Source organism: Gluconobacter cerinus (genome assembly GCF_002723935.1).
Taxonomy (GTDB): domain Bacteria; phylum Pseudomonadota; class Alphaproteobacteria; order Acetobacterales; family Acetobacteraceae; genus Gluconobacter; species Gluconobacter cerinus.
Genome location: NZ_BEWM01000004.1, coordinates 440,330 through 464,774, shown reverse-complemented (window position 1 = coordinate 464,774; position 24,445 = coordinate 440,330). Strand labels below are relative to the sequence as shown.

The window sequence follows — 24,445 nt, the reverse complement described above, 5'->3', positions numbered from 1 at the left end:
GACGATTTTCGCCTTTTGAAGACAAAGCCTTTCGACAGGTCGCAATGTCCTGCATGCTCAGCCCTGAACATAGCAAGGGAGGCGCATAATCGCGCAGTGTTAAAAAACCTTTACTACCCCGGCCCCCTACAGCACCATAGTGACTAAAATAACAGAGCCGCTAAGATTGTAGGAAGCAAGAGCTGGTATCTCAGCATTAGAGCTTTCTGGTACTAAGCCATCTGACTTTCTCCGGATCGCGGTGATCGAAGAAACTGCTGGCTTTCTGATCAAGCGTGGTAATCGCCTCCACATCAGCATCGTCTAACGTAAAGTCGAAAATAGCGAAGTTTTCGGCCATACGCTCTTTACGAACTGACTTGGGGATCGCGACAATCCCGCGCTGGTTCAACCAACGCAGCACAACCTGAGCGATGGTCTTGCCATGCTTCTGCGCAATTGACTGAAGCAGATCATTCGAGAACAGCCCGTTTCGTCCCTCTGCAAATGGTCCCCAGGCTTCCGCCTGAACATCGTATTGCTTCAGGATTTTCAGCGCATCGTCCTGCTGATGAAAAGGATGGAGCTCAATCTGATTGATCGCTGGTGTGATTTCGTTGTGCAGCACGAAATCCACCAGTCGGTCAGGATAGAAGTTGCTGACGCCTATCGCCCGGATACGGCCCGCACGATACAGTTCTTCCATTGCGCGCCATGCCCCATAGACGTCACCGTAAGGCTGGTGGATCAACCAGAGATCGAGATAGTCTGTCTGGAGTTTGTTTAACGAGCGCTCAAAAGCAGCCTTGGCGCCCTCATAACTCGCATCTTCAATCCAGAGTTTGGTAGTGACGAATAAATCGCTGCGGTCGATCCCGTGGTTGCGGATCGCATGTCCCACTGCATCCTCGTTGCCATAGGACGTTGCTGTGTCCAGAAGTCGATAGCCGACATCAATGGCGTCCCGAACACTTTGTTCACACTCGACAGGATCAGGGACCTGGAACACACCAAAGCCAAGAGACGGCATCTGAACGCCATTGTTCAGCATGACTGCAGGTGGGGTGACTGTCATGATTATTCTCTCCGAAACTGTGGCTTAGCGATTGATCAGGTTCTGATATGAGGCAGGATATCGGTCTCCTTGCAGGGTGATCCCGTTGAGCGCCTGTTCAATGCGGGTCAGATCATCAACCGTTAGACTGACATCAGCCCCTCCCAGATTTTCTTCGAGACGATCAAGTTTCGTCGTACCGGGAATTGGAATAATCCACGGCTTCTGGGCCAGAAGCCACGCCAATGCGATCTGTGCAGGCGTGCAGGATTTTTCAGATGCAATGGCTTTGACAAGATCAACAAGGGCCTGGTTCGCGGCCAGTGCATCAGCCTGGAAACGGGGAACAGAGCTTCGGAAATCATCTTTGGCGAACACGACCTTTGGGTCGAGTTTTCCAGTCAGAAACCCTTTGCCAAGAGGCGCAAATGGCACGAAGCCGATACCCAGTTGTTCAAGGAGCGGCAGGATTTCCAATTCAGGCTCGCGCCAGAACATCGAATATTCACTCTGGAGAGCTGCAACCGGCTGTACGGCATGTGCACGACGGATTGAATCCGTCCCCGCTTCAGACATGCCAAAATGCTTGACCTTGCCCGCTGCGATAAGGTCTTTCACCGTTCCGGCAACGTCCTCGACCGGTACGTTTGGATCGACGCGATGCTGGTAAAAGAGATCGATCCTATCAGTCCGCAGATGCGTCAGAGCTTCATCCGCAACCTGTCGAATACGCTCCGGCCGACTATCCAACCCCTGTGCTGGCACGCCGTTTACGAAACCAAACTTGGTGGCAATCACGACCTGATCACGAACCGGCTCTAGCGCCTCCCCAACGACTTCTTCATTAATGCCTGGTCCATAAGCTTCAGCAGTATCGAAGAAAGTGACCCCACGCTCATATGCTGCGCGGATCAAGGCAATAGCATCCTTGCGATCGGTGGCAGGGCCATAGCCATAGCTCAGGCCCATGCAGCCGAACCCAAGCGCTGATACTTCCAGACCACTCTGGCCTAACAGACGTTTCTGCATGTTTCTTGATCCCGCGTGTTTATCCTTGGGCGTCTGCCAAGGCTCTGAACACGCAAATCATAAGCCCAGACTCATCAATCGATTAGACAAGGTAAATTTCTTGGGTCTATGATTTTTAGTCATGAAACCTGTGAGAAGGCCTGAGCATAATGCGGCGTGAAGAGCTTGGAAGTCTGGCCATGTTCTTGGCAGTTGCTGATGAAGGCAGTTTTACTAAGGCCGCAGGCAAGCTTGGGATTTCACAATCTGCGCTCAGCCATTCTCTTCGGCGGCTCGAAGCCAGACTGGGCCTCCGGCTCCTTACGCGCACAACCAGGAGTGTCGCACCGACACTGGCTGGTGAACGCCTTATAGAAACACTGCGTCCTGCCTTGGAGGATATTGATCAAAAGCTTGCCGCATTGACCGAACTGCGGGAGCGCCCTGCGGGCACTGTCCGGATCACAACAAGTTCTCACGCGGCGTACACGGTGCTGTGGCCAGCTATTGATCGTCTCACAGCCGAAAACCCTGACATCAACGTGGAAATCAATATCGAAGGAGGCCTCGTCGATATCGTGGCTGAGCGATATGACGCAGGAATAAGGCTTGGAGAAAGACTGGAGCAGGACATGATTGCGGTGCCAATCAGCCCACGCCTTCGGATGGCCGCTGTGGCCTCTCCATCATATCTGAGCGGAAAGACTATCCCGGAAACGCCTTACGATCTTGCGCGACATAACTGCATCAATCTGCGCTTGCCGACTTCCGGTGGATTATATGCCTGGGAGTTTGAGCGCGATGGCAAAGAGATCCGGGTTAAAACGCAAGGACAGCTTGTGTTCAACGATATCAATCTGATTGTGGAAGCCGCCCTCACCGGGCACGGTATTGCTTTCATGCTTGAGGATCACATCAAAGATCACCTTTCTTCAGGAACTCTGGTGCGAATTCTTGAAGATTGGTGTGAACCATTCGACGGTTATTATCTGTATTACCCAAGCAGGCGGCAGCCCTCTCCAGCGTTCACCCTTGTTCTGGACGCTTTGCGTTACCGAGGTGGATAAATTGTAGGGTTGGATAAATGCTTGAAAACTAGGTTGACGCTTGGATGGATTGCTCTGCTTCTTGGCGATACCTTCTGGGAGTAACCCCTTTTTCTTCCAGAAATACTCGATTGAAATTGGATAGATTACTGAAGCCGGACTCTGCGCCTATGACGGAAATGGGGTCTTTCGTTGTCATCAGAAGGTTGCATGCACGACTGATCCGTAAACGGCGCACAAAACTGGTGAAAGTGCCCCCTGTTGCTTGCTGGAATAAACGCGAGAAAGCAGACGGACTCATTTTAACGCGATGGGCGATCTCTGCCTGTTTGATCATCTTTAAATCTGAAGACAACAAGCTCTGCATGACCTGATCGATCACCTTGGACTCTTCTGCTTTTGAAGAGCGGGAGTTCCAAGACTGACATAGAATGTGTCGAGGAACCTGAGCCAAATCTACAAGAAGCGCAATCAGTTTCGAGACCCGCTCTGCTGGGGCAGAGAGCTCCAGGTCTTCCATCTGGTGGCAAAGCATTTCCAGCGATGGTCCATGAAATTCAACTCCGTTGGACGCGTCCTCAATCAGGCGCAGGATTTCACCAAATTCCGGGCATAGTTGAATCAATCCCTGAAGCCATGCTGGCTGGATCTGTACGACCAGATCGCGCCCATGACAGACCTGTTCTTGCCCCAGATTGCTTAACCAGTTGTGAGGTAAGTTGGGCCCTATCAGAAACATGCTTCTGGCGTAGAAGGTACCGACATGGTCACCCACGACATACCGCCCACTCCCCGCTGTAATCAGGTGCAGTTCATACTCAGGATGGTAATTCCACTTAGCGCACTCAGCGGGGTAATCATGCCTGGACAGAGTAAAACTGTGCGCTGGCTTGGCCGTAATGAGTTCGTAAACGGGTTGAAGGGGTTGCGTGGCAAAGGGTTTTCGGCGATGGGACATGCAATGCCTAATACAACGCTGCCCTAGGGCAAGGCTCTAAAAACTACGGATGATATCAGGATCTGCATTTGGGATCATGGTTTCCAGTAAGGTCTGATTCGTCTCATTATCATCAGGAATTTTCCTGTTAGCATCTAGCGTTTGATTTTTATTTTTTCGATACTTTTTTGCGGTTTTGTTCAGCGATAAGAGCGGCTCGTCCTGCAGTCTTTTTGCGTTTCTGAAGTAGAAATTTTCTTGTAACCGTTACGTTATAACAACATTGTAGTTATTATCAGTTTTGAACCGCTTCATCGCAGCATTGCTCTCACGGTTTCTTGTGGTCTATCGCGCCTCGCTAACTTTCTTGAAATTCTTCCTCAAAGAGACCGCATGACCATCGCAGTGCCGCCCGAGAACTCGTCTTTGACGAACGTTCCTTCCCCCCGCACATCTCTCATTTTCTTTGTGCTCGCTCTGGGCGCTTTTGCTATAGGAACTGCTGAATTTACAGCCATGAGTCTGGTGCCTCTGATCGCACGCGAACTTCAGGTTACGGTTCCTCAGGCCGGGCACGCGATTGTTGCTTACGCGATGGGTGTTGGCATTGGTGCGCCGCTCATTGCTGTTCTCAGCGCACGTTTGAGCCATAAAAAAACACTCATTGGGCTCACTGCCCTCTATATGGTTGGAAATGGGCTCACAGCATTTGTCCCATCTTATGGCTACCTTTTGATATGCCGATTTGTCAGCGGCCTCCCCCATGGCGCCTATTTTGGAATAGCTGGCATCATCGCTTCGTCACTCGTTCCTCCAAGTCGCAGGACACAGGCGGTTTCGCGTGTCGTGCTTGGTCTTACTGTAGCAACAGTTGCAGGCGTTCCCCTCGCCAGTATCATCGGAAGTGCCCTGGGATGGCGCTGGTCCTTCGGTTTGATCGCGGCTCTGGCACTCATCACAACTGTCCTTGTCAGTGTGGTTGTTCCCACAGACCCTTCACGTCCCCATGCAAATGCAATGGCGCAGCTCAGAGGCCTTAAAAACCGACAAGTGTGGCTCACCCTTGGAATTAGTGCCGTTGGGTTTGGTGGAATTTTTTGTGTTTATACTTACCTGACGGCCATTATGCAGGAAGTTCTACACGCATCGTCCACGATGATTGCTATCATGCTGGCTGTCTTCGGAGCGGGAATGACCACAGGAACGGTTGTTTGCGCCTGGGCTGCTGACCGGAAGATGATGTTGACCATGGGCGGTATCTTGCTCGTCAATGCATCAGCTCTCGCCGGTTTCGCAGGATCTGCGCATAACGTCTGGGAGCTGATGCCTGTTGTGTTTATGATCGGGTGTGGCGGAGGGCTGGGAACGGTGATTCAGTCGCGCCTCCTTGAAGTCGCGGTAGGTGCAGAAGCTATGGCTGCGGCCTTGAACCAGAGCGCTTTCAACCTGTCTAATGCCGTTGGTCCCGCACTGGGTGGGCTTGCCATTGCAGCCGGTTTTGGATGGACCTCAGTCGGCTGGGTTGGCAGCGGCCTGGCTTTTGGTGGTTTCATGATCTGGCTGCTGACTTTGGGGGATATCAAGGCAAAACAACAGCGACCGATCTAATATTTGATAAGGTGTCTTTTCATAGACGCGAAAATCGGAAATTTACGTCAAATCACCAGACATTTATTATGCTGCTATCCCAAAAGGGGCTTCTCCACAGGCGTTAGCTTCATCAACCGTGAGTAGAAGCCTTATGCGCTCCTTGGCAGGGCGATGAGAGAGTGGAGGCGAGCGATGGAGGACCTTCTCTGCGTGGTCCCACTGCGGAAAGTGTTTCCCTTTCAGAAGAACAATTGTCCCGGTAGAGGCTTCTTGGATGGTTGACCCGTTGTCGGTTGTCCATTGAACTCCCGGCCCGACATAGGCGCGAAGCAAACGGAGATCGACGCAATCAACATGAAATTTCCTGCAACTATCCGTCGTTATTTTTTCCAAACGAACGCGGAGTGCTTGATGTCGGGACATATCGCCGTAAAGAGTAGCGATCTCCAGGATGTCTTTCTGTAGAGGCAATGTACCTTCCGGAAATGAGGCTTGTAGCTGGGCAGCAATGTCCCCCAGTTGCCCCCGCGCTATCCATGATCGAGGCGCGGATTTCAGATAGTCTTTCGCCGCCTGTGTCAGTGTTTCCGACAAGCCGGCCTGATGAAGACTGATGCTACAGTGAGGCAACAGAATGTCTTTGAGCAACGACTGACGAGCCAGACGGGTACGGGTGGAACACTGCGGCATGGAAAACGCTTCCTTGCTATTGATATGTTATAACATAACTATTATTGACGCCTGTATCAATCCCCTCTTCTCTTCAGGTGCTTGCCTCATGTCGGACAATCGATTGCCTGTGACCGTTCTTTCCGGTTTTTTGGGAGCTGGAAAAACTACCCTTCTCAATCATGTTCTGAATAATCGCGACGGTCTGAAGGTTGCGGTCATTGTCAATGATATGAGTGACGTGAACATTGATGCCGAGCTGATCCGCAATGGCGGCAGTAATTTGTCCCGGACAAATGAAAAGCTCGTGGAAATGACGAATGGCTGCATCTGCTGTACGTTGCGGGATGACCTTCTGACCGAGGTGACACGGCTGGCGGAAGAAAAAAGATTTGATTACCTCCTGATTGAATCAACCGGGATTGCAGAGCCCCTGCCCGTCGCAGCTACTTTCGAGTTTCGAGATGAAGAAGGCCGCAGTTTGAGTGACGTCGCTCGGCTCGATACGATGGTAACTGTTGTAGATGCCGTGAACCTGCTCAAAGACTACGGATCAACCGATTTCCTTCGGGATCGAGGTGAGGTTGCGGGAGAAGAGGACGAACGCGCGCTCGTAGACCTATTCGTTGATCAGATCGAATTTGCGGACGTCATCGTTCTAAACAAAATCGATACGGCCACTACCGAGCAGGCAGAGGCAGCAAGATTGATCATTCGTTCTCTCAATGCTGACGCGGCTGTGGTTGAAACAAGCCAAAGCCAGGTTCCCATAAACCAGCTTTTAAACACTGGCCGATTTGATTCTGAGCGTGCACACCAGAATCCCTTGTGGTTCAAAGAGTTGTACGGGCATTCTGAACATCGGCCGGAAACGGAAGAATACGGAATTTCCAGCTTTGTCTACCGTGCCCATCGGCCTTTCAGACCGAATGCTTTTGCAGACTTCATCGAGCAGTCATGGCACGGTGTGGTGCGCGTGAAAGGCTATTTCTGGCTTGCAACCCGCCCGGATTGGGTCGGAGATTTGAGTATTGCGGGGGCTTTAGCGCGTCATCAGGCGGCTGGGCGGTGGTGGGCAAGTGTCCCGCATGACAATTGGCCTGATGACGAAGGCTGGCGAGCGACATTGGCCAAATACTGGGACGATGTTTACGGAGACCGACGTCAGGAACTGGTCTTTATTGGAACCGGAATGGACGAGGCTGCAATTCGTACCGCGCTCGACAATTGCCTTGTTGCACCACCACAGGACGCAATTTTCATGCCTTGGCACTACGATAATCTTCCTGACCCATTTCCTCAATGGTCGTAAATATCTGAGTTATTTTGACGTACGCGCACATATTTTATGCCACCTGGCCTGGCGATTAGGACAGCAATTGGAGGGGCTTTCTTCTTAGCCCCTCCCGAACACTCACGGGCCCGTAAAATAACCATTCGCTCTGATGCATATCTCAGCAACTATTCTCTCGAAAGATGCAGTGAAACTCAGAAGTCCGATGAGACCGTTCCCGTCATTGAAAATCTTGGAAGCACATAGAAGGAAGCCCCGCTGCTGCCTGCTAGGGTACTGCCATCGAGCAGTGTCACATTGTGGTAGTTGTTGGTAATGCCCGTTGTTCCGACACGAATGATCGATCCCGTCAGGTTAGAGAAATTCAGACGGAACGTCGGGGTTTTCAGGAAATAGAGCGGTTTGAAATGATACCCAAGCGCGAGGGTATTGGTAACAAACCCTGGCATTCTCTGATCGCCCACAAGTGTTACTGACTGAGGGCCGGTATAGTGAAGGCTGAAGTTTCCAAAGAACCCTGCATTGCTGTAGGTCAGTCCAAAATTTGCAAGCACTCGTGGCGTGAGAATGGACTGTTTTCCTTTGGTTGGAAGGTATGTGTCACCATAAGGAATATTTGAGTCAAAAGTGCCATGCAGGTACTCTACTGAGGCATAGGGGCTGAAATGGTGAAAATCCCTTCCCGCAATCATGGCATCGAATCCGCGGATCGTCTGGTTTCCAGCATTGGAAACTGCGTAAGCGGTATTGGGCAGATAGGTGGTGAGAAGACGGTTGGTGATATTGGAATTGAATGCCGAAATATCGAACGTCAGGTACCGGTTGTTATAGCGATATCCAATCTGCTCCGTGATGGAATACTGGTTTTTTGGGAGTGACGTCGAGCCAGACAGCTGTGACGGAGACGGCTGCCGGAAATCCCCCTCTGCATTCATGTAAACCTGACTGTGAGAGTCGATTTTATACGAGACAGAAAGATGCGGAAGCGGCGCGGTTGAGTTGGCCCCGATCGTAAACTGGCTGAGCCCGGAAGCGCGATCCCAATAGTTGGACATGATGTATTTGAAGCCACCATTTATGGTCAAGCGATCATTAAAATACTTTGCGGTATCTTCGATAAAGAAAGAATTCAGCTCGTAGCCGGCATTGTAACTGTAAATCGCTTCCTGACCCTCTGCTGTATAGAGCTTATAGGCATTGTCATTTGTTTTGGCATTTCGTCCGCCAGGTTGTGTTGCCATGGTGGGAAAGAAATAGTCAACGGCGTTGTTCTCATACCAGTATCCGAAAGACAGATGGTTATGACGATCAATGTCGTAACCCAGTTTGGCGACAAGCCCGACTTGCGGGGACCAGTGCTGCGCCCAGTATGTGCTCAACGGTGTAGAAGGGTCAGCTTTCTGACCGTTTCCATAGAAATATGTGGCACCCGTCGAGGCTGGCGTGCCGGCAGTTGAGCCGTCCCAGCCGAAGCCTGTCGCAAAATAGGGAGAAAGGTCGAAGGTCAGACGTTTGTTGATAATGATATGGGCTTGTGTTGTGACAAAAAACTGGTTCCAGGAATCAATATTGCCTTGCCAGTAATTTCCGGCGGACGTGGAATTTCTGTCCCAGACATTTGTACGATTATATCCCTGTCCCGTATGCTTATAATTATAAAATGTTTGAGCATCTGGATATGCATCAATTGTGAACATGGAATTGTTCCATGAACCAAAAAATTTTACAGTTGATCCGTTGATAAATTCTTTAAAAAGTCCAACGTCTACATGTGTCCGGCGGTTTGTACCTGCACCCATCCACTGTCTCGAATGGGTATTTGAGACTGAGATGTAAGACCGAATACCGGAATTTCCGATTTCTCCGGATTCCAGCCGGACGAATTCCCGGGACATGTTGTTGGTGCCGTAAGAAAAATCCATGCTGCCCCCAGCTTTTTTCCCAGGGGTTAGTGTGCGCTCATCAAGCGTACCTGCCGTTGCATTGGATGCAGGCGCATCGATGGGAGAGCTCCCAGGCGTCATGGTGACACTTTCGATGTTCTCTGCATCAACGTTCTGCTGAAGATATGCTGCAAGAGATGCAGGAGCCCCATCCAAAAGCAAAGCCGTATCAGCATCAGTAAAACCGCGCATATACAGAGCACCGCCTTTGATGCCAGACGTATCTGGCATGGCAATGCTGACACTTGGAAGATTTTGGACAACATCCAGACCGGTTGATGTCGGGCTTCTCATCTCAATATATTGGCGCCCCACAGACTGCACTGCATAAGGTGCAGTTTCAACGCGCATCATGCCTCCCCCAGAGTTGCGCGCACTTCTTGATCCACGAACACCGACGCTTTCTTCGCTGGCTGCCATCATGGACGTTCTACGGGGACGCGGCTTTGCGGGTGTGCCAGATGTCGCATGATGAGAGCTTGTCACATGACGAGGATGATGGGTCGGAGCAGCACTGGAGCGTCCAGTCTCTGCGGAAAGGAGTACGGAACTCAGAATAGTACCGAGGAACAGACGAGAAGCCAGTGTCTTCACTTTTTTTCTCCGAAAGCTCAGTTGGCGTAACTGAATAATAAGCACTCAAACATATTTCGTTTTAATAATGAAATACTAAATAATCTTTGGAGAAAATAAATATACGAATTTAGTATTTTGGATTAATTCCAGCGCGTTTAGCCGAATGATGCTTCCATCATTCGGCTTTCTGAAGCTTATTTCTAAATTCGGAAACTAAAATGAATATTTAGAAGTCTTTTTCGCAGCTTATAATCACCTTTCTAACTTGAGCTGTCATTCCTCTGATTTGGTCTGGAGTCGAAATAAATGGAGGGCCAAAAGAAATCGTGTCTCCTGTGACGCGAAGCAGAACACCCTCTTCCAGGCCGCGCTCAAAAAGCTGGACACTTCGCAGGGCAGACTTGTCAGAAAGGGGATTGAGTTCGATCGCAGCGGTAAGGCCGATGTTTCGCAGATCTTTTACGGATTTCAGGTCCTGCAATGCATGGACCTCTTCTTCCAAGATGGGTTCCAGTGCCCTGACGGCCGCATTGGTCCCCTTTTCTTCCATTATGTCGAGCACCGTATGGGCCACGGCTGCCGCCATTGGATGCCCTGAATAGGTGTAGCCGTGAGCGAACTCTATGGCTGCGTCCGGGCCGTTCATGAACGTTTTGTAGATTTCTGAAGTGACGATAACGCCTCCCATGGGAATGATCCCATTCGTGACCGCCTTGGCGAAGGTAATCATATCTGGTGTGACGCCAAATCTTTGGGAGGCAAAGTTTTCTCCCATACGCCCAAAGCCCGTGATGACTTCGTCGAAAATGAGGAGAATGCCGTGTTTCGTACAGATTTCCCGCAGCTTCTGAAGATATCCGACGGGGGGGACAAGAACGCCGGTCGATCCCTGCACTGGCTCGACTATGACAGCAGCGATTGTGGAGGCATCATGGAGTGCCACCAGTCTCTCGAGATGGTCCGCCAGATGGGCGCCCCACTCAGGCTGCCCTTTTGAAAAGGCGACATGGGCGTGATCGTAAGGGTGTCGGATGTGGTCCACGCCAGGGACCATCACCGTGGCGAACATCTTGCGGTTCGGGACAATGCCACCGACGGACATGCCACCAAACCCTACACCATGATAACCTCGTTCGCGTCCAATGAGACGAAAACGGCCGCCCTCACCTTTAAGCTTGTGAAAGCCGATCGCAATTTTTAGTGCAGTATCAACAGCTTCCGAGCCAGAATTCGCGAAGAAAACATGCTCCAAGCCTTCGGGGGCCATCTTTGCGATGCGTGCTGCCAGCGTTACAGCCGGTGCATGCGTCATCTGGAATCCGGGTGCGAAGTCCAGCGTTTCTGCCTGCTGACGAAGCGCGTCCGCAATGCGTGGATTTCCATGGCCTAAAGGCGTACACCACAGCCCAGACAGCGTATCAAAGACCGTTTTGCCATCGGCCATCGTATAGTAAGGCCCTTTGGCAGAGGCCACAACGCGATGATCGCCTCGACCGTTAACCAGTCTGTTGGCAGTAAAGGGCATCCAGTTGCGTCCCTCACTCATGGCAAGGGCGCACAGGCTTTCGTTCGTCAATGTAGTCACGATACTGCCTCCGTTAGGCTGTCAGATGTTTTTTTCTTAAAAGGTGCTCTCTCGACATATCGGCCCTGCCCGCGCTCGGCACGCAGTGTACCGTCATCCCAAAGAATGCGGCTCTGACTGATTGTCTTTTTTGCCACGCCTGTAACGGTCATGCCTTCATAAATATTGTAATCGACATTCTGATGATGTGTGGCGGCAGAAATGGTTCGCGACGCCGATGGATCCCACAGCACAATATCCGCGTCTGCACCCTCAACAATCATGCCTTTCCGGCTATGGATATTGAAGATACGGGCTGTATTGGTGGACGTGAGGGCAACAAACTGCTCCGGAGTTATCTTGCCGCCGACAACGCCGTGATGCCACAGAATGCTCATGCGATCCTCAATGCCGGGAACACCGTTGGGGATGCGCGTAAAATTGGTGAGGCCCATTTCTTTCTGGGAGCGGCAGAAGCAGCAGTGATCCGTTGCGGTGGTGTGGAGCTGGCCGGAAGAAAGGCCGCCCCAGAGCGCTTGCTGATGCGATTTTTCGCGGAAAGGCGGGCTCATGACATAGCGCGATGCCTTCAGCCAGTCTGAAGACTGGTAAACGCTTTCATCGAAAACCAGATGCTGTGGAAGAACTTCGCCATAAACCTGTAGTCCGCGAAGGCGGGCATTTGCGATGGCTTCGGTCGCCTCGCGTGTCGACACATGCACGATATAGAGCGGGGTATTGCTGACGGTCGCTAGCGTAATGGCGCGCTGGGCAGCCTCGCCTTCCACGCTGGGTGGGCGGGAGAGCGGATGTGCCGCAGGGCCAGTGTTTCCTGCTTTCAGGAGAGTCTCCTGAAGGAACGAGACGGCATCTCCATTTTCGGCATGTACGGTGCATAAAGCGCCCAACTCTCCCGCTCGACGCATGGAGTTGAGGAATGTCTCATCATCCACCATCAGGGCGTTCTTGTAGGCCATGAAGTGTTTGAAGGAATTAACGCCGCAGTCCCGTACCAGTGTTTCCATATCCTGGTGAACCTGGTCGTCCCAGTGCGTCACTGCGACATGGAAACCATAGTCAGCAGACGCTTTTTCGGCTTTGCTCCGCCATGTCTTCCACGCGTCATGTAACGACTGCCCGTGTTCGGGGATGACGAAATCAATAATGCTCGTTGTGCCTCCGGCGAGCCCGGCGGCTGTGCCTGTATAGAAATCGTCACTGGCCGTCGTGCCCATAAAGGGCATTTCCATATGCGTATGGGGATCTATCCCCCCTGGCATGACAAGCAGCCCATCTGCATCAACGATGGTACTGCCGGTCGGCGCTTCCATATCCGCCTGAACAGCCGCGATTTTCCCGCCATCGTCACACAGGACGTCCGCTCTGAAACGCCGCTCAGACGTAACAACTGTTCCACCCTTGATCAGGAGCATGACATCCCTTCCCTTCAGGAAAAGTGGTTGGCATTATGTCGTTGTCTTACCGAAACTGTATGGTTAATCTGACCAGCCGGTCAACATAACGATTGCGCTTCCGGAATTTTTTCGAGAACGAGGATCACCAGAATGACACAGTCACCGGACGCGTACGCTACAGGGCGCCTGACCAATGCGGATCTTGCGCCTGTTCAGGACCGGAGCTGGGCATGGAAGGACTTTCTCTTCCTCTGGATGTCTGATGTCCACAGTGTCGCCGGGTACATGACGGTTGGTACGCTGTTCATGATGGGATTGCCGGTCAGCAGTGTGCTCATCGGACTGCTTGTTGCAATCGTCGCCGTGCAGCTTCTCTGCAACCTGATCGCGGTTCCGAGCCTGAAGTCCGGCGCCCCTTTTCCGGTCATTATCCGAAGTGTCTTTGGCGTCTACGGCGCGGTCGTCCCGGCACTGGTGCGTGGAATTATTGCCGTCGGCTGGTACGGAATCCAGACATGGCTGGCATCCAATGCCGTGGTTCTGTTTGTTCTTCGAATGATGCCGTCGCTGGCAGACTATAGCGATGTTCATCACCATGGACTGATGGGGCTGTCGCTTCTCGGCTGGTTGGCCTTTCTGCTCATCTGGGCTTTACAGTTGGCGGTATTCTGGCGCGGAATGGAGTCCATCCGGCATTTCATAGACTGGGCCGGCCCAGCCATTTACGTCATGATGGTCCTGCTTGACGGCGTGCTTCTCTGGAAAACGCGTGGACAGATCAGCTTTTCAGTCCTTCCCCACTCAGCTCTTTCCGTCGGACAACATCTGACCGGCGTACTGAATGTGATCTCTCTGACGATCGCATTCTTTTCCCCGATTATCCTGAATTTTGGCGATTTTGCCCGCTATGGCATTAGCCTGAGTGCGGTACGGCGCGGTAATTTTTGGGGCCTGCCAATCAATTTCATGGCGTTCTGCGCGCTTGCACTTACAACAGTAACACTCACTCAGCCTGTTCTGGGACAGATCCTCGTTGATCCGGTGGACACTGTGACGCGTCTGGATAGTCAGACGATCATGATTGTGGGAATTTTAACTTTCGTTCTCGCGACCATCGGGATCAACATTTCCGCCAATTTTGTCTCAGCGGCGTTTGATTTTTCCAATATAGCCCCGGCATCCATTTCATGGCGTGGCGGTGGTGTCATTGCGGCGATTGGTGCCATTGCTCTCACGCCCTGGAACCTCTATGCCCGTCCGGATCTGATCCACCTGACACTCGACATACTGGGTCTGTTCATCGCTCCTGTGACAGGAATTCTTCTGGCGGACTACTATTTTGTTCAGCGGGAAACTCTGGACGTGCCTGCGCTGTACAGTACAGACCCATCGGCAGTTTACTGGTACCGAAGTGGCGTAAACCCTACTGCGATCTGGGCCTTGGGTCTGGCTGTGCTGGTGGGGCTCGCAAACGTCTTCCTGCCAGCATTAGCTGTATTTCAGAATTTCGCGTGGTTTACAGGCTTCTTTTCAGGGTTTTGTTTTCATCTGCTTCTAACGCGCCTGAGGCCGGTTGGGAGAACAGCGGACGGACAAGCGTCATGAGAGTGGTGACGGCAGTTTCATAATCGCCGTCAGTGAGAGGTGTACGGTCCAGAACGGCCTCATACTGGACCTGCATATCCGCATATGCCTGTGTACCCGACCATAAGAGAAACAATAGATGTGTCGGGTCAATAGGCGCCATGATGCCCTTCGCCTGCCATTCCAGGAAGATTGCGACATGTCGGGCCACATGGGCTCGCAGTTCTCCCCGCAGGAAGTCCTGAACCATGTGGCCGCCTGAGAGCACTTCCTGTGCGAAGAGGCGCGATCCTTCAGGACGTGCGCGGGAGAATGCAATCTTGGCTTCTATGTATCCTCTAAGCCCGTCCAGCGGGTCCTTGTCAGAAGAAAGCCAGTGATCGGCATCTGTCAGCCATACGTCCAGCAGGCGTGACAGTGTGGCGTTGTACAGGTCTTCTTTGGAGCCAAAATAGTAGAGAATATTGCCCTTGGGGATGTCGCAGACCTTGGCAATATCTTCAAGGCGCGTTCCCTTAAGGCCGCGGGTGCCAAAGGTCCATTCCGCAGCATTCAGGATTTGCGGAACGGTGGCGCGGCGTGGCGCACCGGCACGAGTTCTTTTTCTGGGGCTGGGAGACGCCTCCAGACTGTCTTGTGGCATTGTCTTTCTCCCAGCCTGCTTGCGGGAGGCGATTTTTGACAGCAGAGAGGCTGGACGACAAGCCCCTGATTGGCAGAATGCCTAGAGCGTACTGTCTGCTCTCAAGACAGCACCAAGCAGAACATTGGCTCCGGCTTCGGCCTCGCTTTCCGTAATGCTTTCTTCTTCGTTGTGGCTCAGGCCATCCCTGCAGGGCACAAAAATCATGGCCGTTGGTGCAACGCGTGCGAGATACGCAGCATCATGCCCCGGGCCTGAGACAATCGAAAGGGGATCGTAGCCCATCTGGCGCGCAGAATCCGCGACCATCTCTACGCACCGCGTATCAAAATGAACTGCGGGCGCATCCCAGATGGAAACGATCTCCAGCGTCACTCCGCCAGCTTCAGCAATGCTGTGGAAGCGATCCATGAACTCCCGCTCCATGGTCGCGACGACGGTATCATCCGGGTGACGGATATCCACCGTGAAGAATGTCTCGCCAGGTACGACATTATTGCTGTTCGGGCGATTTTCAATCAGACCCACTGTACCCACGGCCCCCGGAGCATGGCCCAGTGCTATCTCTGAAAGAGCAACAACCATTCGGGACGTTGCCAGCAGGGCATCGTGACGCATCGGCATGGGGGTGGAGCCAGCATGGGCGTCCTTGCCCTTTACGGTCACCTCATACCACCGCATTCCCTGAACACCGGAAACTGCTCCGATGACGCGGTCTTTGACTTCGAGAATGGGCCCCTGCTCGATATGAAGCTCGAAATAGGCCGCGATGGGGTGATCGCCACAGATCTCTTCACCGCGGTACCCAATAGAAACAAGCTCATCTCCAAAGCGTGCCCCCGCACGATCTCGCTTGTCCAGAACCTCCTGTTCCGTAAAAATGCCTGCGAAAACGCCTGAGCACATCATCGGAGGCGTAAAACGAGACCCTTCCTCGTTTGTCCAGTTAATCAGTTCGATGGGGTGGCGCGTTGTATGCCCGGCTTCCTGAAGCGCCCGTAGAACTGCCAGGCCGCCCAGAACCCCTAGGATACCATCAAATTTTCCACCGGTGGGCTGGGTATCCAGATGACTGCCCATCGTGATGGGAGGCAGGCTGTTATCAAGTCCCGGGCGGCGGGCAAACATGTTGCCCATCGTATCGACCGTGATGGTGCAGCCCAGGCTTTCGCAGGTTGAGGCAAACCACTCGCGAACCTGTTTATCTTCTGGGGTCAGTGTTAACCGTCGGATACCGCCTTTTGGTGTTCCACCAAACCGGGCTGTATCCATCAGATCAGCCCAGAGAGCGTTCCCGTCAATCCGCATATTGCTATGAAACATGCCAGTCCTCTTTCATCCGTCCGTCTGGTGACCCTCTGGCCGCCGCGTCATGCCTCTCAGGCGGGAATACAATTGGGGTTGGAAGGATGGTGGGGCCATGTCAGTTCCCCATCTACGGGTTGTGGAACCATTGTGATGCAGTCATCCACCGGGCAGACATGCGCACAAAGATTGCAGCCCACGCACTCCTCTTCGATCACTTCGTAATGTCGGCGATCAGACGTGTTTTTCTTGGAAATCGCCTGATGGGACGTATCCTCGCAGGCGATATAACAGAGACCACACCCGACACAGGCATCCTGATCGATATTGGCGAGGGTCTTGAACTTCATGTTGAGCTGGTTCCACGGTACGAACTGCGAAACAGCCCGGCCTGTCAGATCCTCTAGCCGCTCATAGCCTTTCTGGTCCATCCAGTTGGACAGGCCATCAATCATGTCCTCCACGATGCGGAACCCATAATGCATCGCGGCGGTACAGACCTGAAGCGATCCTGAGCCCATTGCAAGAAATTCGGCAGAATCCCGCCAGTTGCTGATTCCACCAATTCCGGAGATGGGAATTCCAGCCATGATAGGATCTCTGGCAATCTCTCCGATCATGCGTAGCGCAATTGGCTTCACGGCAGGCCCGCAATAGCCACCATGCGTTCCTTTTCCGCCCACAACCGGCATGGGCGCCATGGCATCCAGATCTACGCCAATGACGGATTGAATGGTGTTGATCAGGGATACAGCATCCGCCCCACCTGCCCGCGCAGCGCGTGCCGGCATCAGGATGTTAGTCACGTTTGGCGTCAGCTTGACGATCACCGGCATCCGCGTGTTCTGCTTGCACCAGCGTGTCACCATTTCAACGTATTCCGGGACCTGCCCGACCGCCGCACCCATATTGCGCTCGGACATGCCATGCGGGCATCCGAAGTTCAGTTCGATCCCGTCTGCGCCTGTCTCCTCAACGATCGGTAGAATGGCTTTCCATTTATCTTCCTCGCAGGGCACCATAAGGCTGACGATAAGGGCGCGATCCGGGAATTCGCGTTTGACGCGCTTGATTTCCGCGATGTTGGTCGCAAGCGGGCGGTCCGAAATCAACTCGATGTTGTTGAGGCCAATCAGTCGACGTCCCTCAAAGCCTAGGGCTCCATAGCGGGAGCTCAGATTGACGACCGGTGGATCTTCGCCAAGCGTTTTCCAGACAACACCACCCCATCCGGCCTGAAAGGCCCGGCGAACGTTGTATTCCTTGTCAGTCGGCGGTGCAGAAGCAAGCCAGAATGGATTGGGAGATTTGATTCCAGCAAAAACCGTGCGCAGGTCAGCCATTGTGGTTGGCCCTTTCCATGTTGGATGCCATCAGTTCATCATGAAGCGCTTCAGCCGCGTTCCGTCCGTCCCGGACAGCTGCAACGGTAAGATCTTCTCCTGCCGTACAGTCGCCACCCGCATAAACTCCCGGCATGGAGGTGCGTCCTGTTTCATTCACAACGATGCGCCCGTTTTCCACGAGGATCTGGTCATTTCGCACTGGGTCTGGGACAAAAATCTGCCCGATTGCTTTAAGGACCATGTCGGCCGCGAGTGTGAAGGCATTTTGCGGATCGTACCGGCCATCAGGTGTGCCTCGAATGAATGTGATGCTCCTGATGGCCCCGTCTTCGACATTGAGTTGACTGGGAGACGCCCAGAATCTGACCGTAACGCCGTTTGTCTGGGCCCATTCCCGTTCAACTTCCGTGGCCGACATGTGCTCAGCCCCGCGGCGATAAACCAGCGTTACCTCTTCCGCACCCAGACGTTTTGCCTGCACTGCTGCGTCAACTGCCGTGTTGCCGCCCCCGATCACGACAACGCGTCTGCCAACCACGACCTCGGAAAGGTTTCGGGAGCGGAGGGTCTCGATAAAATCGACTGCATCGAGGACGCCCTCTGCGAACTCGCTTTCCAAGCCTAGAGCGCGCACACCTGCCAGACCCAGGCCCAGGAAAACGCCGTCATAGGTCTCGCGGAGGCCTGCAAGCGTGATGTTCTCCCCGAGCGTCGCGTTACCCTGGAAAGCGATTCCCCCAATTTCCATCAGGAACTCGATTTCCCGTTGGGCGAAGTTGTCAGCAAGTTTATAGGCCGCGACACCATACTGGTTGAGGCCACCAGGTGCATCGTGTCGATCAAAGATCGTGACATCATGCCCATGCATGGCCAACCGATGGGCGCAGGCTAGCCCCGCTGGCCCTGCTCCTACCACGGCCACGCGCTTTCCGGTGCTTGCAGCCCGTTGGAACGGGTGGGTCTTCTGCTGCATTTGCCAGTCTGTAGCAAACCGCTGAAGTGCGCCTATTCGAACGGCATGATGAGCTTCAATCTCGGTGTGAACACATTTCTGCTCACACAGAATTTCGGTCGGACAAACCCTTGCACACGATCCGCCCAAGATGTTGGACTGAAGAATGGTGCGCGAAGCGCCGGCCAGATTGTCAGATGCAATGGCTTTGATGAACCGTGGGATATCAATGTCTGTCGGACAGGCCTCAACGCATGGAGCGTCGTAGCAGTAGAAACATCGATCAGCTTCCAGCGCTGCCTGTTCGGGCGACAGACCGGGATGAGCATCGGCGAAGTTCAGTTCCAGAGCGGTTTCCGGCAATCGGCCACATGCAATATCGAGTCGCATACTCGTCTCCTGCCTGACTTGGTTCGTAATCGGAATGGTATGAGTTCGAAATACTCTCTGGCAAGGGTTTTCTGACCAAACGTTCAGTTTATGCGAGACTATGGGTTCTAGGTGAGAACCTGCGGCGATTGAGGAAACGCCTAGCCATGAGAAATCCCGCCGACAAGATCTTAGATCAGGAGGTACGTTTTCTTCCCCTCACGCCTTTTCCGATGAAGGCAAATCCATCATTCACGGGAAGTCTAATCAAGGCGCCCATCATCCTTTACTCCTTAAATCAATGCATCAAAGTTCAAACACTTAGCCATGCGATACTGAGTAGCCTTTGGAAAGGAATGTGGTAGGCTGGCACTCTGTTTGTTGGACGCAGAAAGCTTTGACACCTCTCATGCGATTTACCCGCCTGCGTTTTCTCATTCCTGTCTCATGTTTATTGGCGAGTGAGGGATGTACCCTCCAGGGCGCCCCGTCTTTCCCAGTTGTAGGCGCTTACTTTCCGGACTGGATGGTCTGTGGCCTCGTTGGTGTTGCGGTTGCTGTTGGATTACGAGTGATATTCCTTCTAACCGGCCTTGATGCCATCCTCAGTTTTCGTCTCTTCACCTATGTAGCGCTGGGCGTTATCGCCGCACTGACTGTGTGGACGCTGGTGTTCGGGCCTTGATGATGCAGCGCGTTCATGTCTCAGGCAAAAAGCCGATTGGTATTATCGTTGCAATCGTCTGCGTTGGGGTAGCCATTCTCTTCGGCGTCCATGTCTCGCATGAAGACAGCGCTCATCCGTCTTCTGACAGCGGAAGCATTGACGCGGAAATGGTACACGTCGCCTCCACCGTTGGTGGACGGTTGAAGGAACTCAGAGTTGTCGTCAATCAGCATGTTCATAAGGGTGACGTTCTTTACCAACTTGATCCTGAACCCTACGAACTGATTGTCCGACAGGCCCAGGCCAATCTGGATCTTGCGAATGCAGAGGTCGAGAACCAGACACGGCTGCTCAGCATCAAGACAACCAGCGCCGCCACGGCGGATGATCAGGTTGTTCGTGCCAGAACCAATCGTGATTTGGCCGCACGTACGGTAAAGCGCCTGAAGCCGCTTGCTGGCCAGTCCTATATTCCGTGGCAACAGTATGATCAGGCTCGTGTGGCACTCCATGACGCTGAAGTGTCGCTTTCACAGTCGAAAAACCAATCTGTCGCAGCGACAACAGCGATCGGAGATCTGAAAAGTTCCCTTGCCGCACGGGATGCCAGTCAGGCAGCCCTGGACCATGCAAAATACGAGCTACGCCAGACTGTGGTTACAGCTCCTGCGGATGGCTATGTCACGAGTTTGCGGGTTAAAGCTGGTGAGGTTCTCGCGCCGTCTCAGGTCCTGTTCACGCTCATTGCTGATGACGAGTGGTACGCTACCGCCAATATCCGTGAGATCAATCTCTCTTCTGTTCAGATTGGCGACTGCGTGACCGTTCACTCAATGATTGATCGCCATAGTCCTCTACGCGGACACGTCGAAAGTATTGGTTGGGGCGTCCTGTCTGTAGATTCTGCTGGCATTGCCCGCTCACTGCCCATCGTGCCGCGCCAAATGGACTGGGTTCACGTCGCCCAACGCTTTCCGGTGCGCATCAGGCTGGAGAGGGCAAACCCGCTTTTGCTAAGACTTGGCGCCACAGCAACCGTTGAGATCCGGCATGGCGCTGCCTGTCCCTGACACTCTGGCGAATGCCTTGTCGTCTTCCAGCATGAGGGGGCCAGGACTGGGATTGGCACGGATTTGGCGGCTGGTCTGTGACCCTGTTCCGGGGCGATTGGGATATGCGCTTCGCATGGCTGCCGCATGCACGACGACCGTGCTGATTGGGGAAATCTGGCAGGTTCCGGAGCTGGCCGTGCCTGCCCTTGTGACCATGGCGCTGTGGCAGAAAGACCGCGTGACAAATGCTCTGGCTGGGGTTGCTGTAAATGTCCTCATCCTCATTCTGCTTCTGATTATTTACGCGCTCATCCGCCTGACGCTCGATCATCCTATGGGACTGGTGATCGTCATTGCCCTGCTGTCGTTCAGTTTTTTCTTTCTGGGCTCAGCCAGCAAGCTAAAGCCTGTGGCTTATATGCTGGGTCTGATTACGGTTTATGGACTGATTGCGATTGATCAGGTCCCGGTTGGAGAAGTCGTGACACGCGCCCTTCTCTACACGGATCTCTTTCTGGCCGTGCCGGGGGCGGTCATGATTGTGCTGGGGCTGTTGATTTGCCCATCCCCTAAAAAGATCCTGACGGATAGCATCGCTGCTCGGCTCTACATGGCTGTTCGCCTTCTCCAAACTCTTGATGCGCTAACACAGGAACGAGCGACAGATATGCTTCGGGAAGGCACGGCGGGCATGATGAAGTCCGCCAAGATGGCCTCACTTGAAAAGATCTGGTCCGTCCATGATTTGGCCTGCTTGCGACAGGCAGCCAACAGCAGTGTCGCTGTTCTTGCGCTTGCTGATGAGGCAAGTAGGGCAAGACCGCCACAGGAGCAGTTGTCTCGCCTGACTGAAACGCTTGAAGGCATGGCAAGGATTTTTTCGGAGGGTGACTATCCCACAGCCATCGAAAGCCCTGTGATCGCTTCGGAGCATCCGTCTTTACAGGCGATAACCGCTCTCCTGCCGAATTTCACAACCCCACCTGCCCTTGTTGCTGGAAAATCGCCAGAAAAGAAAAAATCGGGTTTCTTTTCTGAGGATGCCTTTACCAATCCAGACCATGTGCGCTTCGCAGTGAAAGGGACTGCTGCAGTGATGCTGAGTTATCTGATCTTCAAGGTTCTGGATTGGCCAGGCATCCACACTTGCATCATTACCTGTTTCATCGTTGCGTTGCCTACGATGGGCGAGATGATTTCAAAGCTGACACTGCGCATCACGGGCGCTCTCATAGGCGGAACGCTGGGGATCGCCTCTATTATCGCCGTGATGCCACACCTGAATGGCATCACCGGATTTCTGGCACTTGTCTTTGTTGTTTCCCTGACCGGGGCGTGGGTCAAGACAGGCGACGAACGTATTGCTTATGCAGGCTTTCAGATCGGCCTGGCATTTTATCTGACAGATCTGAAAGGCTACGGCCCCACAGCAGACATGGCCACCGCGCGTGACCGTATTGTCGGCATCATGCTTGGTAACCTCATTACATATGCCATGTTCACCAGCTTCTGGCCGGCAAGTGCCTACGATCATTTGGGGGGCAGTCTTCGCAAACTGAACGATTGCCTGAGGCGCCAAGGGACGGCTCAGAGCTCTGAAGATCAGCTTCAGTCTGCCGCTCTTAGTCAATCTGCGTTACTGGAAAGCGAACGAACGCTGGAGTATGCGATGTCTGAGCCGGCGCACATGCGCGCTGATCAGCCCCGTCTTCAGGCGGCCCGAAATGCCTTGATCGATGCTTCGAGGTTGACTGAAGAATTGCTTGCAACTCCCAAGCGGCCAGACCTTGCCGATCGCACGGCACGACTGGAACAGATTGCTTCATGATTCACTTCAAAAGAACCTTTTTTCTGCCGCTCCTGCTATCGAGCTGTGCGACCCAGGCACTTGAAACGGCGCCCGCCAGCCCTGATCGGCCATGGCAACCGAATGTCGCTGCAAATGGAGAACTGGTGCCCGGTAAGCCCGGACCGCATGCACTGGCCGTCCCCGCTGGATACACATTGCCGTCCAATAGTCAGATCCATGTGCGGCCCCCTGCCCCTGAATTGGCGCCACAGGCTGGCCATGCCTATTCCCTGCCTGAATTGATCGATATTGCGCAGTCGGCCAATCCTGAAACCAGACGTGCCTGGAACCTTGCGCGTGATGCCGCTCTGGCTGTGGGAATTACGAAGAGTGCGTACTTGCCCCGCCTGACCGCGACAGTTGTAGGCGGATATAATCATAGCCGTAATGACGGTGCGAACCCGTCGGTCAGCAATGCGGGCATTGCTGAAGACGCAATCAACTCAGGCCTGAGCGGATTAAACAGTGCTTTGGGCGGTGTTCGCAATAGCAGGTCGGGCGCTGGCGAAATCCAAACCCTGGGTATGGAATGGCTGCTGTTCGACTTCGGCAAACGTGAGGCCGTTATTGCCGCCACAAAGCAGGCACAGATTGCAACCAATGTGCTCTTCACTGCGGCTCATCAGAAAATCATCTACGGGGTAACAACGGCCTATTACACCCATGCCGCAGCCCAAAGCCGTGTCGTATTGCTGCGTAAGGCACGGGACAATGCACGCTTCGTGGAAGCGGCCGCAGTCGCAAAGCTACATCAGGGGCAAGGCACCATAGTGGATGTCACGCAGGCTCGGCAGGCTACGGCACAGACTGAACTACGACTTGTACAGGCAGAGGGCGACGAACAGAATACGGCCCTTGAACTTCTGAATGCCATTGGTATTTCGCCGAACACAAAACTTGAGACAGTCGATATTTCTGGCCGTCCGCTTGGGTTGGACGATATTCGTCTGACTGACGCATTTGTCCAACAGGCCGTTTCACGCAGGCCGGACGTTCTTGCAGCATACGCAAATGCGAAGGCGGCAAAAAGCAGGGTTCGCGCAGCGAAAAGCGAATTTCTGCCCAAGATCTTCATGACAGGAAATGTGGCCTACACCACGGGGCGTCTGGCACTCTCATCCGTGCCGGGAGTGGGAAGTGAGGCTCCCCCAACCCTTAACTTATCGAGTAATGCCTTCAGCAGTTTGATCCTTGGTGGGATTACTGTCCCCATCTTCGACGGGGGAACCCGAGCTGCGTTGCTGAAGCAGGCCCAGGATCAGTCTGACAGTGCGGATGCGACATTGCAGCAAACAGTCGACAGTTCTGTGAAGCAGATTGTAGTCGCAGAAAATGCGCTCCGTACTAGCCTGAGTGCCTATACCGCATCAGCAAAGCTGGAGACGGCAGCGATGACAAGTTTTGAGGCATCCTCGGTCGCATATCGTAGTGGCGTAGGCTCCATGACGCAGACGAGTATAGCGCAGAATGCGTATCTTGATGCGACACTGAGCCATTCAGATGCCTATTATGCTGCGTTAATCGCCGCGGCTGGGCTTGCGTTCGGCACGGGCTCTCTTAATCAGAATTAGAAGTAACATTTGCCTTTGCTACGATGGTTTTA

The 24,445-nt window shown here is 53.3% G+C and carries 19 protein-coding genes; 8 read left to right on the top strand and 11 right to left on the bottom strand.

The annotated features are described in order from the left end of the window. Nucleotides 1-196: 196 nt before the first annotated feature. Nucleotides 197-1,054 (bottom strand): aldo/keto reductase, encoded by an 858-nt coding sequence (locus GCE01_RS11800; RefSeq protein ID WP_099213025.1) that lies wholly within the window; start codon nt 1,052-1,054, stop codon nt 197-199. Nucleotides 1,055-1,078: 24 nt separating this feature from the next. Continuing rightward, nucleotides 1,079-2,062: an aldo/keto reductase gene (locus tag GCE01_RS11795; RefSeq protein ID WP_099213024.1), complete on the bottom strand. Its 984-nt coding sequence runs from the start codon at nt 2,060-2,062 to the stop codon at nt 1,079-1,081. Nucleotides 2,063-2,211: 149 nt separating this feature from the next. On the opposite strand from GCE01_RS11795, the gene GCE01_RS11790 reads away from it, so the two are divergent. Continuing rightward, nucleotides 2,212-3,108 carry a LysR family transcriptional regulator gene (locus tag GCE01_RS11790; RefSeq protein WP_099213023.1) on the top strand — a complete coding sequence of 299 codons (897 nt, stop codon included), beginning with the start codon at nt 2,212-2,214 and terminating at the stop codon, nt 3,106-3,108. A gap of 28 nt (nt 3,109-3,136) precedes the next feature. Here GCE01_RS11790 and GCE01_RS11785 read toward each other — a convergent pair whose 3' ends face one another. Next, nucleotides 3,137-4,045 (bottom strand): helix-turn-helix domain-containing protein, encoded by a 909-nt coding sequence (locus GCE01_RS11785; protein ID WP_099213022.1) that lies wholly within the window; start codon nt 4,043-4,045, stop codon nt 3,137-3,139. Nucleotides 4,046-4,417: 372 nt separating this feature from the next. On the opposite strand from GCE01_RS11785, the gene GCE01_RS11780 reads away from it, so the two are divergent. Then, nucleotides 4,418-5,632, top strand: coding sequence for an MFS transporter (locus tag GCE01_RS11780; protein ID WP_099213021.1), 1,215 nt, complete (start codon nt 4,418-4,420; stop codon nt 5,630-5,632). 66 nt (nt 5,633-5,698) lie between these two features. Here the strand turns inward: GCE01_RS11780 and GCE01_RS11775 are convergent, their stop codons facing one another. Then, nucleotides 5,699-6,304: a DUF1826 domain-containing protein gene (locus GCE01_RS11775; RefSeq protein WP_099213020.1), complete on the bottom strand. Its 606-nt coding sequence runs from the start codon at nt 6,302-6,304 to the stop codon at nt 5,699-5,701. A gap of 88 nt (nt 6,305-6,392) precedes the next feature. Between GCE01_RS11775 and zigA the strand changes: the two genes are divergently transcribed. Beyond that, nucleotides 6,393-7,595 (top strand): zinc metallochaperone GTPase ZigA, encoded by a 1,203-nt coding sequence (gene zigA / locus GCE01_RS11770; protein ID WP_099213019.1) that lies wholly within the window; start codon nt 6,393-6,395, stop codon nt 7,593-7,595. Nucleotides 7,596-7,771: 176 nt separating this feature from the next. Here the strand turns inward: zigA and GCE01_RS11765 are convergent, their stop codons facing one another. The 3 genes from GCE01_RS11765 to hydA form a co-directional block, all read right to left on the bottom strand. Further along, entirely contained in the window at nt 7,772-10,114 is a 2,343-nt protein-coding gene (locus GCE01_RS11765) for a TonB-dependent receptor (RefSeq protein WP_099213018.1), read from the bottom strand. A 208-nt stretch (nt 10,115-10,322) separates the two neighbouring features. Next, the gene (locus tag GCE01_RS11760) at nt 10,323-11,642 is read right to left on the bottom strand and encodes an aspartate aminotransferase family protein (RefSeq protein WP_174694840.1); all 1,320 of its coding nucleotides are present in this window, start codon (nt 11,640-11,642) and stop codon (nt 10,323-10,325) included. Between the two features lie 35 nt (nt 11,643-11,677). Then, a complete protein-coding gene (gene hydA, locus GCE01_RS11755) occupies nt 11,678-13,093 on the bottom strand; it encodes a dihydropyrimidinase (protein WP_099213016.1) in 1,416 nt (471 codons plus the stop codon). Between the two features lie 132 nt (nt 13,094-13,225). Here hydA and GCE01_RS11750 point away from each other — a divergent pair, with 132 nt between their 5' ends. Continuing rightward, nucleotides 13,226-14,680, top strand: a complete 1,455-nt coding sequence (locus GCE01_RS11750) for an NCS1 family nucleobase:cation symporter-1 (protein ID WP_099213015.1) — start codon at nt 13,226-13,228, stop codon at nt 14,678-14,680. Here GCE01_RS11750 and GCE01_RS11745 read toward each other — a convergent pair. The 4 genes from GCE01_RS11745 to GCE01_RS11730 all read right to left on the bottom strand — a co-directional run bounded on the left by GCE01_RS11745 (nt 14,592) and on the right by GCE01_RS11730 (nt 19,295). After that, the gene (locus GCE01_RS11745) at nt 14,592-15,302 is read right to left on the bottom strand and encodes a TetR family transcriptional regulator C-terminal domain-containing protein (protein WP_099213014.1); all 711 of its coding nucleotides are present in this window, start codon (nt 15,300-15,302) and stop codon (nt 14,592-14,594) included. The genes GCE01_RS11750 and GCE01_RS11745 overlap by 89 nt on opposite strands. A gap of 81 nt (nt 15,303-15,383) precedes the next feature. Continuing rightward, nucleotides 15,384-16,625 carry a Zn-dependent hydrolase gene (locus GCE01_RS11740; protein ID WP_099213013.1) on the bottom strand — a complete coding sequence of 414 codons (1,242 nt, stop codon included), beginning with the start codon at nt 16,623-16,625 and terminating at the stop codon, nt 15,384-15,386. A gap of 56 nt (nt 16,626-16,681) precedes the next feature. Continuing rightward, nucleotides 16,682-17,950 (bottom strand): NAD-dependent dihydropyrimidine dehydrogenase subunit PreA, encoded by a 1,269-nt coding sequence (gene preA / locus GCE01_RS11735; RefSeq protein WP_099213012.1) that lies wholly within the window; start codon nt 17,948-17,950, stop codon nt 16,682-16,684. Further along, complete coding sequence (locus tag GCE01_RS11730) at nt 17,943-19,295, bottom strand: NAD(P)-dependent oxidoreductase (protein WP_099213011.1); 1,353 nt, start codon at nt 19,293-19,295, stop codon at nt 17,943-17,945. Before GCE01_RS11730 ends, preA begins: the two co-directional genes overlap by 8 nt. A 388-nt stretch (nt 19,296-19,683) precedes the next feature. Between GCE01_RS11730 and GCE01_RS11720 the strand changes: the two genes are divergently transcribed. Genes GCE01_RS11720 through GCE01_RS11705 form a run of 4 tightly spaced genes read left to right on the top strand, consistent with a single transcriptional unit; the run spans nt 19,684 to nt 24,413 of the window. Continuing rightward, nucleotides 19,684-19,959, top strand: a complete 276-nt coding sequence (locus GCE01_RS11720) for a YtcA family lipoprotein (RefSeq protein WP_099213009.1) — start codon at nt 19,684-19,686, stop codon at nt 19,957-19,959. Nucleotides 19,960-19,961: 2 nt separating this feature from the next. Next, nucleotides 19,962-21,011 carry a multidrug transporter subunit MdtN gene (mdtN, locus tag GCE01_RS11715; protein WP_099213060.1) on the top strand — a complete coding sequence of 350 codons (1,050 nt, stop codon included), beginning with the start codon at nt 19,962-19,964 and terminating at the stop codon, nt 21,009-21,011. Then, entirely contained in the window at nt 20,992-22,821 is a 1,830-nt protein-coding gene (locus GCE01_RS11710; protein ID WP_099213008.1) for an FUSC family protein, read from the top strand. The genes mdtN and GCE01_RS11710 overlap by 20 nt, the downstream gene beginning before the upstream one ends. Next, entirely contained in the window at nt 22,818-24,413 is a 1,596-nt protein-coding gene (locus tag GCE01_RS11705) for a TolC family protein (protein WP_099213007.1), read from the top strand. The genes GCE01_RS11710 and GCE01_RS11705 overlap by 4 nt, the downstream gene beginning before the upstream one ends. The last annotated feature ends 32 nt before the right edge of the window (nt 24,414-24,445 follow it).